This is a genomic window from Clostridium sp. CX1 (assembly GCF_025398335.1).
Lineage (GTDB): Bacteria > Bacillota > Clostridia > Clostridiales > Clostridiaceae > Clostridium_AM > Clostridium_AM tanneri.
Genome location: NZ_JAODOO010000008.1, coordinates 114431 through 126240, shown reverse-complemented (window position 1 = coordinate 126240; position 11810 = coordinate 114431). Strand labels below are relative to the sequence as shown.

The following is an 11810-nucleotide window of genomic DNA, read 5'->3' as shown; positions in this document are numbered from 1 at the left end:
CAAAATAGTAGTCTGAATAAAGTTAAAATTGTGTCAAGTCGCACAATTAATTATACAAATAATAGATTATATGTAATATAATAATTATAAGGGCAAGGTATTGTAATTATTTATAATTAAACATTAAAGGGGGATTAAATTGTTATGGGAAAACAAAGTTTGAAAAGGGTTCTGATAACATTGCTGTGTGTAGCTGGAGTAGTACCGCTTTTGGCAACAGCAATTTTTACTTATGTATCTCAAACTAAAATATTTAAAGATGATTTTGGTATTTTAATTAGAGACAGCTTAAGTGAAATAACAGCATCAGCACAAAATACATACAAGAATAATGTACAAATTGTAGAAATGCTCTCTATTGATCCTAAGGCACAGTCAATACTGAAGAGCCCAGAGAATGCTGAAGGATTTTTAACTTCTGTGGATGGATTAGTTAAATCCCATAAGGGAATAACAGGTGCCTACATGGGAACAGTAGAAGGGAAGTTTTTAATAGCTCCAAAGCAGGAATTGCCAGAGGGATATGATCCAAGAAAGAGACCATGGTATAAGGATGCTGTAAATAAAATAGGGGAAGTTATAGTTACTGAACCTTATGAAGATTCACTGGAAAAGGGAAGAATGATGGTGACTTTTGCCAAAGCAGTTAAGGATCCAGAAACAGGAGGATTAGCAGGGGTAGTTGCTATAGATATAAAACTAGATGAAATATCTAATATAGTAGCTTCAAAGAAGATAGGTGAAAGTGGATATGCTATTCTTGTAGATAAGAAAGGTATAGTAATAGGTAGTAAGGATAAAAGTACAATATATAAAAGCCCAAAAGATTTAGCATGGCTAAAAAATATAGTGAGTAATAAAAAAAGTATATATGAGGATGAGATTAATGGGACAAAGCACTTCATATATACATCTAAGAACACTTCTACTGGTTGGATAGCCGCCGGCTTCATACCTGAAGATGAATTAATAAGTAAGGTAAATAAGGGAAGAAACATAATTTTAATAATTTGTATTATAGCTATTGCAGTTTCACTAATACTAGGAAACATATTTTATAAAAAAATAGAAAAAGCTATAAGTAAAGTGGAAAAAATACTACATAAAATGAAAAATGGAGATTTCACTGAAAGTATTACAGAAGAAACTACTTTAGACGAAATAGAGAGAATTACAAGCAGTGTAAATGCTGTGCAAAAACAGATGACTGAAATCATTAGCAATGTTCATGGAGTTGCAGAAAATATAAAGAGTTCCTCTATTTTATTAAAGGATGTGTCCAATCAATCTAATATGGCAGGAGATGATATTGCTAAAGTAGTAGAAGAAATCGCAGCTGGCACAGGTAAACAAGCAGGAGCAATGAGCGAAGGAGAGGAAGTAGTTAATGACCTAGGGTGTGAGGTAAAAGGTTCCTTATCCTTAGCGGAAAACATGGTTGAAATATCCAAAGAACTTAAAGATTCTACTTCAAAGGGTATATATGTAGTTAAGGAGTTAAGTGAAAAGTTTTCTCTTACCTCTAAGTCTAGCATGGAAGTTTCAGATAAAGTAAAGGAGCTTGCAGAAAAGTCTGATAAAATAGGACAAATAACAGAAACTATAACTGCAATAACAGAACAAACCAATCTTCTAGCTTTAAATGCTAGTATAGAGGCAGCAAGAGCAGGGGATTCTGGTAAAGGTTTTGCGGTAGTTGCTGATGAGGTTAGAAAACTTGCAGAACAGTCTGCAGTTTCTGCTTTTCAAATAAGCAATATGGTCAACGAAATAAAGGAGAGCATTAAAGAACTTATATCTAAGAATGAATATGCTATGGTATTGGAGGAAACTACAGGAAAAAGTGTAGTTACCACTAATAAAGCCTTTGAGAATATTGCAGCAGCTATTGATAAACTGGAACTAAGTGTTGAAAGCACTAGTACGTCTTTAAATAAAATAAATAAGGTTAAAGAAGTTGTTACACTAAAGATAGAGGAAGTATCCTCAGTATCTCAGGAAATTGCATCAGTTACAGAAGAGGTTAACGCATCTGTTCAAGAGCAGTCAGCAGGTCTTCAAGAGATAGTGTCTGCTGCAGAAAAGTTGGAGGATTTATCCGGCAAGCTATATACCTTAGTTAGTAAATTTAAGATTTAAGTATAATTAAAAGCATTTATCTTTGTAAGGTAGATGCTTTTTAAATTTTCACAAATATATTGACAGTATCTATGTAGTGGTGTACTATGTAATTAGGTCACTAAAACAACAGATACCTATTGTAAGAACAAGGAGGTGGCATAGTGGGTGTAGATTTTAATACTAAAATACCTATATATATGCAGATAATGAATTTAATAAAAAGAGACATTGTTACTGGTAAGCTAAAACCCGGTGATAAGATACCTTCTGTTAGAGAAATGGCAACAGAGCTTCAGGTAAATCCAAATACACTGCAGAGAGCTTATCAAGAGTTAGAGAGGTTAGGCATAACCTATACACAAAGGGGAATGGGAACTTTTGTAAGGGAGGATATGAATATGATAGATGGGTTAAAAAAGGAAATGGCTAGGGAGATTATAAATAGTTTTATAGAAGGAATGAAGAATCTTGGGTTCAATAAAGAAGAGATTGTAAAAATTGTTGAAGACAAAGTTAAGGAGGAGTTTTAAATGGATACTGTGCTGAAAGCTTCCAATTTAGAAAAAGGATATTTTAATAAAAAAGCTTTAGCTGGGCTGGATTTAGAAGTGAAAAAGGGAAGAATTGTTGGGTTACTAGGACCTAATGGAAGTGGAAAAACAACCTTTTTAAAAATAGCTGCAGGACTTTTAACTCAGAGTAACGGAGAAATGCTTATAGATGGTCACAAACCGGGGGTATATACAAAATCTATAGTATCCTATTTACCAGATAAGGATTACTTATACAGGTGGATGAAGATAAAGGATGCTATAGAATTCTTTAAAGATTTCTATAGAGATTTTGATGAAAACAAAAGTAAAGAGCTTTTAGACTTTATGAATTTAGATATTAACAGTAAGGTTAATGCTCTTTCCAAGGGAATGGCAGAAAAGTTATATCTTACTTTAGTGCTTTCAAGAAAAGCAAAGTTATATATACTAGATGAACCTTTAGGAGGGGTAGATCCTACTACCAGAGAAAAGATATTAGATGCTATATTAAAGAACTATAGTGAAGATAGTTCCATGATTATTACAACTCACTTAGTCGCTGATGTTGAAAGATTATTTGATGACGTTGCTTTTATTTCTCAAGGTAAGATAGTGCTCAGCGGCAATGCTGAAGAATTGAGAAATGAAAGGGGAATGTCTATAGATGGAATATACAGGGAGGTTTTTAAGTAATGTTTAATCTGGTTAAATATGAGTTAAAGGGATATTATAAAGACTTTATTATTATATTAAGTGCAATAACTCTTGCTAATTTATTTCTTTTTACTGTAGCCCAGTGGCCGCCACAGGGTAAATTCTTTTTTTCAACATTGATAACTTTTGCTGCTATGATAGTAGTTTTTGTGTGGAATATAAAATTGTTTAGCAGAGATATGTATGAAGACAGTGGTTATTTACTATTTACTTTGCCTCAAAGTGGGTACTCTATACTAGGAGCAAAGCTTGTTACCACAATTATTCAAGTTGCAATAGTAGGTTTAGTAGCTGGGGTTTTTAATTTAATACATCTTAGAAATATTGTTAATTTTAAAGAATTTTTTAGTAGTCTACCCAACTTGATGAATAACGTAAATATAGGTTTCCTTATATTTTTAGCTATAATTAGTATACTAGAGTATGTTTATTTTCTATTAAGTATATATTTTTCAATATCTTTAAGCAAAGTTGCAATAAAAAATAAGAAAATGGGTAAATTAGGTGGGTTTGTAATATTCATAGTGCTGTCTTTAATAGTAGGAAAAATAACTCAATTGTTAACTGTTACTTTCCCAGAAGTCTTTAATATAAATATACTTACAGCACAGGGAGAGCTTAACTTAGGGGTTGGACTGGGTATCATGGTGGTACCAGTAAATATAGCTGCTGCAGCTTTTAATATTTTATTCTTTATGGTTATGTATATAGCAACTGCTTTTATTTTAGAAAAGAAAGTAGACTTTTAGTAAGTCTAGAGTATGGAGGGACACATTTTAGCGGAAATGTCTAAAATGTGTCTTTTATTTTATAGGTTAGTTATGAATTATTATGTTTAGTAATTATTTTAGATTATATTTTATTGATTAAACTTTTTTATTGAAAAGTATTCACAATAAGTTGTATAATTAAAACATATAGTTATGTAATAATAATTACTAGTTAAAGGTATATAAATGAAGTTATTAAGTTTAAGGATAACAAAGTTAGCTGATTTAATTTATTTATGGTAGGAGGGTTATTATGGAAGCTCATGAAATTATGATTACGGAAGTATATAAAGTTACAGAGAAGGATACTGTCCGTTCTGTTATCAAGAAATTTATTGAATATCGTATCAGTGGTGTTCCTATAGTAAATGATAGAAATGAAATCGTAGCTTATGTAAGTGATGGGGATATCATGAGGTATATTGGAAAACATGAAAATCTGGTCTTTGATTTTTTTTACTATGTTGCCGTTATTAGAGGTGATGATGAAGAATTTGAGGATAGGGTTAAAAAGATATTAGATTTAAATATTCTTGATATTGCTCAGAAGAAGGTTGTAAAGGTTTCTAGAAACGAGAAAATAGAAAATGTTGCCGCCATTTTAGCAAAAAAGAATATTAAAAAACTGCCTGTAGAACATGATGGAGTGCTAGTGGGAATCATTAGTCGAGGAGATGTTATTAGACATTGTTTCAAGTCTATAATTTAAGTTATAAAGTAAAAAAGAAGAGAACTTAGATAGGCGTTATCTAAGTTCTCTTCTTTTAATATGCTATTGTGGCAATAATACAAATCTAATTATAAATAATGCTGCAAGTATATAAATAATAGGATGAACTTCCTTATGCTTTCCTGTGAAAACCTTCATTATAGGATAGAATATTATTCCTGCTGCTATACCATTTGCTATACTATAGCTAAAAGGCATAATTGCTATTGTAAAGAAAGCAGGTACTGCTTCTGTGAAATCATCGAAGTTGATATTTTTAACTGCTCCAAGCATTAGAACTCCCACAATTACTAAAGCAGGGGCAGTTGCTTCTGCAGGAACTATTCCAACAACTCCGCCTAAAAATAATGCTAATACAAATAAAATTCCAGTAACTAGTGAAGTAAGGCCCGTTCTTCCACCTTCGGCTATACCAGCAGTAGACTCAATATAAGTTGCAGTAGTTGTAGTACCGAATAAAGAACTTATAGTAGTAGCTAAAGCATCGGATAAAAGAGCTTTTTTCATGTTTTTTATCTTACCATCTGGCAAAATCATGTCCGCTTTTTGAGCCGTTCCAACCAAAGTTCCTATAGTATCAAATAAATCTACAAGACTAAAGGTTAAAACTACCATTACTATACTAGTCAAGGCTCCTATAAAACCAGCACCATTATGAGATAACAAACCATTAAAATCAAAGGCCATGAAAGTTGGTGCTATTGATGCTGGAGCACTTAATAATTTTAAACCAGAGATATTTGTTATACCCATAGGTATACCAATTAAAGTAGTTACACATATAGAGATAAGCATTGCACCTTTAACGGCTCTAGCCATTAAAATACCCATAATTATAATACCTATTAAGGTAAGTATAGTGTGTGGGTCTGAAAAGTTTCCAAAAGCAACTAGTGTAGATGGATTAGAGACTATAATACTTCCACTTTTTAGACCTATTAAAGCTATAAAAAGACCTATACCTCCAGTTATAGCAATTTTTAAGTTCTCTGGTAGGCTGTCCACTATTTTTTCACGGATAGAGGTAACTGTTATAAGTATAAATAAAATACCTGAAAGAAACACTGCTGCTAAAGCTTGTTGCCATGTGTAGCCTAAAGTTAAACATACGCTGTAGGAAAAGAAAGCTGTAAGTCCAATTCCTGGTGCAACTGCAAAAGGCAGGTTACCGTAGAGTGCCATAATTATAGTACCAATAGCTGAGGTTAGGCACATACCTACATAAGCTGAAGCAATAACAGGGTCATTTATAGCAGTAAGACTAGCAGCCGCATCTCCTTTTGCACCGACAGCATTCATACCTGAAAATTTTAGAACATTTGGTATTACAAGAAGGGCATAAGCCATGGTTACGAAAGTAGTAAAACCTGCTAAGATCTCAGTTTTAACATTAGTTTTATTAGCTGACAATTGAAAAAATGACTCAAATATTGATTTTTTTTCTTTCTTAGTTTCTTTTGAAAATGATGTATCCATTTTTATCCTCCATAAAACAAAAAGTTCTGCCATCGAATTATGAGTAAACCCGATAACAGAATTATTTTATGCGGATTCACCCATAGTGAGAAATTTACGGCTTCTCGTAGAAACTTCTGAACCATATTATCAGAAATATATGGATGGCTTGTTTTAAATATATTAATAAGTATGTTATCATCGTGAATAATAAAAGTCAATAAACAATTAAAAAGATGTAATTGTATGAAAATTGCACTTATTAAAGCTTCATATAATATAAAGGTATAACTAAGATGTTTTGATGGATAATTATCAATAGTGATAGGTATCAATGTTGATAATTAAACATATGGTGTTATAATTAATAGTAGAGTAAAAATTTTACTTTTAGGTTATTGTTAGGAGGAGTAGAAGTGAGTAAAATTGCTTTAATTACTGATACTACAAGTAATTTATCAAAGGAGAAAATAGAGAAGTATAATGTGAAGATACTTCCTTTTAGAATTATATATAAGGATAGAGAATATAGAGATCAAATTGATATTTCACCGGAAGAAGTATATGATGATTTAGAAAAAGAGATACCTACATCTTCAATGCCCTCTATGGAGGATATGGAAAGCTTGTATAATTCTTTAGAAGAGCAGGGATACACTCATGCTATAGCGGTGGTGCTGTCTACAGGTTTATCTGGAATATACAATGGTTTAAAGGTAGTAAGTGAAAATCATTCAAAGATAAAAACATTTATATTCGACTCTAAATCAATTGCTATTGGAGAAGGGGTAATAATAGAGGAATGTGCAAAGCTTATACAACAGGGGGAAAGTTTTGAGGAAATAGTTTCTAGGATTCCTTCTATTAGAGAAAGAATTAACTTATTTTTTGTAGTAGGTACATTGGAATACTTAAAAAAGGGCGGAAGAATAGGAAAGGTTTCAGGCACTATAGGAGAACTACTAAATATAAAGCCTATTGTTTCTGTTGATATTAAGGATGGAAAGTATTATACTTATGATAAGGTTAGGGGACGAAAACAATCCTTGAATAGAATCGTTGAGATTTGTAATGGAATTGCAGATAAAAAGAAATGTAGGCTTTATGCTATGCATGGTAATTCGCTGGAGGATTCTAAAAAAGTTTTCAAAGATATAGCTAATCACCCAAATGTTACAGAAGCGGAATTTATTGGGTGTATCAGCCCAGTAGCAGGGGTACATAGTGGCCCAGGTCTGGTAGGCGTGGTATTATTTGAGGAAGAATAGGGGTTTATGAGTAAGATAGATATGGGTAGGGATACAAGGGAAGAAGAAAAACGATTATACGAAGAATATAAAAGAAAGTTAGCAGAATTAAAAAAGGTTCAGAAGGAAAAGGAGGCAGTAGGTCAGGTTTTTACTAAAGGACTGCTTCCTCTTTATGTATTATATATATTAAGCAATGGAGCTACAAATGGAAATGATATAGCCCATAAGATAGGTGAAAGAACTAAAGGAAGATGGATACCCAGTACAGGAGGAATATATCCACTTTTAAAAAAATTAGAAAAGGAAAAAATGGTTGTAGGTAAATGGGATGATTCTAGCAAAAAGATGCAGAAGATATATACCATTACAGAAATAGGACTTAAAGAATTAGAAGAAAGAAAAGAGCTTTTAAAAGGAAAGATACAAGAGGCGTTAGAGGTTTTTAAAATAGTATATAAGGACTTATATGATTAGGGAGTTGAATTTATAGAATTGGACTTCCTTTTTAGTTTAAGAAAATAAGCTCTACTTTTGCAATGGATTCAAGTAGAGCTTAAAGCTTGGTAGTTTTAAAGTTTTTGTTGCCTATAATCTTTAAAACTAATTTTTTTTGGTTTATTTATTATATAGATGCCATAAATAAGTGTAAGTAACGCAGCTACATAAGGCACTACTAAGCTGAAAATGTGAGGAACATAGTTCGCTAGCAGCTTGTCTTCTAGTAGCATTTTAAAAGAAGTATGTGCAAGCACTGCACCACCTATATAGATTACTAGCGGATGCTTGTTCATTAGTTTTGCAACATACTGACTTCCGAAAAATATTATAGGAATGTTTAAAAGCAATCCAAATACAATAAGTCCAATGCTTCCCTGAGCGGCTCCAGCAATGGCTAACACATTGTCTAAGCTCATAGTTATGTCAGCTATTATAATACTCCAAACAGCTCCCATAAATTTATTTGACACCTTTACATGATGATCCTCTTCTGCCTTTTCTGGTCTAATAAAATTCCAAGTTATCTTTACTAAGAGTATACCGCCTACCAGCCTTATTGGCAGCCACTCAATCATTAAAATATATGTAATAAGGGATGCGAAAATAATTCTTAGTGACACCGCACCAAAGACCCCTATAGCAGAAGCTCGTTTAGCGTACTTTTCTGGAAGGTTTCTTGTAGCTAATGCAATTACACCTATGTTATCACCACTTAATACTATGTCTAAAAGGGTTATTTGAGCTGCACCTATTAAAAATGTTATAAAGTTATCCATATATCTACTCCTTTTTTTAGTGTTAGTAAAATTTAATGTCTCCATATTATTTTAACATAGAAAAAGAATAATTCAAAATAACTAAAAGGAAATGATTTCAAAATATATTAATGTAATTTTACTAGATTTATTAAATTATATTAATTTAACTTAATTTGTATAACTATGATTTTTAAGTAGACATAATTAAAATTTAATGGGAAATGTGTACATATGGTCAACCTATGTAATATAATATATAGGATATAGGGAATGGAGGAGAGAGGATGGGAACTTATTTATTTATTTTTTTTGCTAAAATTGTAGAAGTAGCTTTAATGACAGTTAGGACAGTAATGATAACAAGAGGTGAAAAACTATATGGCTCAATAATTGGGTTTATTGAAGTTTCTATATGGTTATACGTAGTTAGTAAAGTACTTGTAGGTATAGATCAAGACCCAATAAAGATGGTTGTCTACGCTTTTGGCTTTACCTGTGGAAATTATATTGGTTGTATTTTAGAGGAAAAGCTTGCTATAGGAGTTTTAACTATAAATGTTATAACTTCAGAACAGGATGGAGAAGAATTAGCTCAAATATTAAGAGAGCAGAAAATTGGTGTTACCATAATAGATGCTGAAGGATTAAAAGATGAGAAGAAAATTTTAGTTATACATGCAAAAAGAAAGAGAAGAAAAGAAATAATAGATTTAATACACAGTTCTGACATAAAGGCTGTAGTTTCTATAACAGATACTAAAACAGTATATGGGGGATATGGAATCAGAAAATAAATACCAGAAAATACCATTCCATATAGCTTTAAAGATTATTACTAAAATTTATAGGTGTTATTTGAAAAAATAATTAGAATAGTAGGTAGGTTTATATAGTATAATATTTATGTTATATAATTTAAATTATAACAAAGGAGAACTAGTTTAATTATGGGAGTACTAATAGTAGATGATTCTAAATTTATGAGAAATATCATAATAGAAATATTAGAAAAGAATAATATTAAGGTATCTGGAGAAGCCTCAAATGGAAGGGAAGCTGTAACAAAATACAAGGAACTAAAACCTACTGTAGTTACTATGGACTTAACTATGAGAGAAATGACAGGGTTGGAAGCCGTTAAGGAAATCATAAAGATAGATTCAAAGGCCTACGTAATTGTATGCTCAGCTATGGGGCAGCAGCAAATAATAAGAGAAGCTATAGAAGAAGGTGCCAAAGGATTTGTAATAAAGCCCTTTGATGAGGATGAGTTATTAAAGGAAATAAACAAAGCCTTCAAATTGAAAGGCTAGGAATAGCGTTGAAAAGGTATTATAAAGGAATTCTAGAATAGGCTGCATTTTATGCGCAGCCTATTTTTTTTATGCAAGAATCTTCATTGGACTCAGAAGTATTTCTCATGCTGCAGGTGGTATTGAAACAAGTATCGCAGCTATGATCTTTTTGTTGGTTTAAAATCAGACTTTCATCGGCGCCATATACATAAGACATGGACTTTGATGGAGACAATAAACAGCCATTAGAAATACTAAGATTAAGTACATTCTTACACTGTAACTTATTTACTATTTCCTTTTGATATTCAAGACCAATTTCCCCATCTCCAGGAGCTATTTTTCTTGTGAGACCTAGACCTATATCATGTGCTTTCTCACAAATTTCTCTAAAAAGTTGTGAACTTACATCGAAGAGGTAAGAACTGGTCATAGAATCGAATAATATTGCCTCAAAAAACTTTCCTTCGTTAAAAAGGTCATCTATCTTTTCTGAGGAACTTTTTCCAAGAGTAACGGCACAATATAGTATAAATTTGCAATTTTCTAACAAATCTAAATTTAAGTCTTCGGTTTTTTTATCTAATTTAAATATACCCATAGGTTTAGAATATTCTCTTACTAAAGGAAGTAGGTTATCGTACATTTCGCTTAGCGTCTTAAAGGGAGGTGTCTCGCAATAAGATTGTACTGAGGTAATGATCTTATTTTTATTTAATTCAAATTTAAAATCTGATACTATATTCATGAGCTAAACCTCCTACTTTTAATAATCTTATAGGTATATTATATCGGAATAAAAATTAAAATGCAAGTAAAAGCTTATTGATATTCATAATTTTATATTAAATATTGGATTGAAGGTCAATTTAAGTGCCAATTTGGTTTGCAATGGACTTAAACTTGCATCTGTTTAAGATTTGATTATATTTAGTATTGTGAAACATATTGGTTTTAGTTCATATTAATGTATAACCTATGTATATATATAATAGAAATTTCTGCTAATGTCCATTAGATAGAATAAATTTAAGTTGCTGTTTTAAGGAATGTTCATGTTATACTTAAGATAGTAGAACATTAATAGAAAGGAAGAGTGTTATGAATAAATTGATATGTGTAGTATGCGGAATGGAGATAAACGATAAAAACTATGATTTTAACAAAGAGGGTTTTATAACCTCAAATCACATTGATAATATAGATACATGTCCATTCTGTGGTGCCAATAAGGAGTATTTAGTGCAAGGGGGAAAAGCTATTGAATTTGGAGATAGTGGAAAATTAGACAGCACTACATTAAAAATAATAGACCATGCGGTAAAGTTAGAAATTTTTAATGGAGACTTTTATAAAAAGGCATCAAAGATTGCAAAGGATGAAAAGGTAAAAAAAGTTTTTGAAGCTCTATCTAGAATAGAGTATATGCATGCTAGAATACATAAGAAGATAGGTGGATTTACAGAAGACCCTGTACTTAGGGAGATGGATTATTCCAAGTATAATTCTGATGAGATCTTATTAGAAATGGCTTGCAAGAGGGAAAAACATGCTGTTGAATATTATGAGAAGTATAGTAGTGTGGTAGAAGATAAAAATATAAAAAGTATATTTAAGGCACTATCTATGGTTGAGGAAGAGCATATTCAACTTACAGATAAAGGACAAACTCTATAGGATAAATAA

The 11810-nt window shown here is 31.6% G+C and carries 13 protein-coding genes and 1 riboswitch; of the genes, 10 read left to right on the top strand and 3 right to left on the bottom strand.

The genetic code is table 11. From position 1 onward, the window contains the following. Positions 1-144: 144 nt before the first annotated feature. From N4T77_RS10840 to N4T77_RS10820, 5 genes are all read left to right on the top strand, one after another. A complete protein-coding gene (locus tag N4T77_RS10840) occupies positions 145-2139 on the top strand; it encodes a methyl-accepting chemotaxis protein (protein ID WP_261671810.1) in 1995 nt (664 codons plus the stop codon). A 143-nt stretch (positions 2140-2282) separates the two neighbouring features. After that, positions 2283-2651, top strand: a complete 369-nt coding sequence (locus N4T77_RS10835) for a GntR family transcriptional regulator (RefSeq protein WP_261671809.1) — start codon at positions 2283-2285, stop codon at positions 2649-2651. Beyond that, positions 2652-3347 carry an ABC transporter ATP-binding protein gene (locus tag N4T77_RS10830; RefSeq protein ID WP_261671808.1) on the top strand — a complete coding sequence of 232 codons (696 nt, stop codon included), beginning with the start codon at positions 2652-2654 and terminating at the stop codon, positions 3345-3347. After that, on the top strand, positions 3347-4117 hold the full coding sequence (locus N4T77_RS10825) for a hypothetical protein (protein ID WP_261671807.1): 771 nt from the start codon (positions 3347-3349) through the stop codon (positions 4115-4117). The genes N4T77_RS10830 and N4T77_RS10825 overlap by 1 nt, the downstream gene beginning before the upstream one ends. A 274-nt stretch (positions 4118-4391) precedes the next feature. Further along, the gene (locus tag N4T77_RS10820) at positions 4392-4847 is read left to right on the top strand and encodes a CBS domain-containing protein (protein ID WP_261671806.1); all 456 of its coding nucleotides are present in this window, start codon (positions 4392-4394) and stop codon (positions 4845-4847) included. Between the two features lie 63 nt (positions 4848-4910). Here N4T77_RS10820 and N4T77_RS10815 read toward each other — a convergent pair whose 3' ends face one another. Continuing rightward, positions 4911-6344 carry an NCS2 family permease gene (locus N4T77_RS10815; RefSeq protein ID WP_261671805.1) on the bottom strand — a complete coding sequence of 478 codons (1434 nt, stop codon included), beginning with the start codon at positions 6342-6344 and terminating at the stop codon, positions 4911-4913. 63 nt (positions 6345-6407) lie between these two features. Beyond that, positions 6408-6507: riboswitch (purine riboswitch) on the bottom strand. Positions 6508-6739: 232 nt separating this feature from the next. On the opposite strand from N4T77_RS10815, the gene N4T77_RS10810 reads away from it, so the two are divergent. Together N4T77_RS10810 and N4T77_RS10805 are read left to right on the top strand one after the other, a co-directional pair. After that, a complete protein-coding gene (locus N4T77_RS10810; protein ID WP_261671804.1) occupies positions 6740-7591 on the top strand; it encodes a DegV family protein in 852 nt (283 codons plus the stop codon). 6 nt (positions 7592-7597) lie between these two features. Continuing rightward, positions 7598-8047, top strand: a complete 450-nt coding sequence (locus tag N4T77_RS10805; protein ID WP_261671803.1) for a PadR family transcriptional regulator — start codon at positions 7598-7600, stop codon at positions 8045-8047. A gap of 95 nt (positions 8048-8142) precedes the next feature. Here N4T77_RS10805 and N4T77_RS10800 read toward each other — a convergent pair whose 3' ends face one another. Then, positions 8143-8847, bottom strand: a complete 705-nt coding sequence (locus N4T77_RS10800) for a TerC family protein (protein ID WP_261671802.1) — start codon at positions 8845-8847, stop codon at positions 8143-8145. 266 nt (positions 8848-9113) lie between these two features. Between N4T77_RS10800 and N4T77_RS10795 the strand changes: the two genes are divergently transcribed. Both N4T77_RS10795 and N4T77_RS10790 read left to right on the top strand, forming a co-directional pair. After that, positions 9114-9623, top strand: coding sequence for a DUF2179 domain-containing protein (locus N4T77_RS10795; RefSeq protein ID WP_261671801.1), 510 nt, complete (start codon positions 9114-9116; stop codon positions 9621-9623). Between the two features lie 153 nt (positions 9624-9776). Beyond that, a complete protein-coding gene (locus N4T77_RS10790; RefSeq protein WP_261671800.1) occupies positions 9777-10142 on the top strand; it encodes a response regulator in 366 nt (121 codons plus the stop codon). Between the two features lie 49 nt (positions 10143-10191). On the opposite strand, the gene N4T77_RS10785 is transcribed toward N4T77_RS10790, so the two are convergent. Continuing rightward, positions 10192-10872: a 5-methyltetrahydrofolate--homocysteine methyltransferase gene (locus N4T77_RS10785; RefSeq protein WP_261671799.1), complete on the bottom strand. Its 681-nt coding sequence runs from the start codon at positions 10870-10872 to the stop codon at positions 10192-10194. 353 nt (positions 10873-11225) lie between these two features. On the opposite strand from N4T77_RS10785, the gene N4T77_RS10780 reads away from it, so the two are divergent. After that, on the top strand, positions 11226-11801 hold the full coding sequence (locus tag N4T77_RS10780) for a ferritin family protein (RefSeq protein ID WP_261671798.1): 576 nt from the start codon (positions 11226-11228) through the stop codon (positions 11799-11801). Positions 11802-11810: the final 9 nt, after the last annotated feature.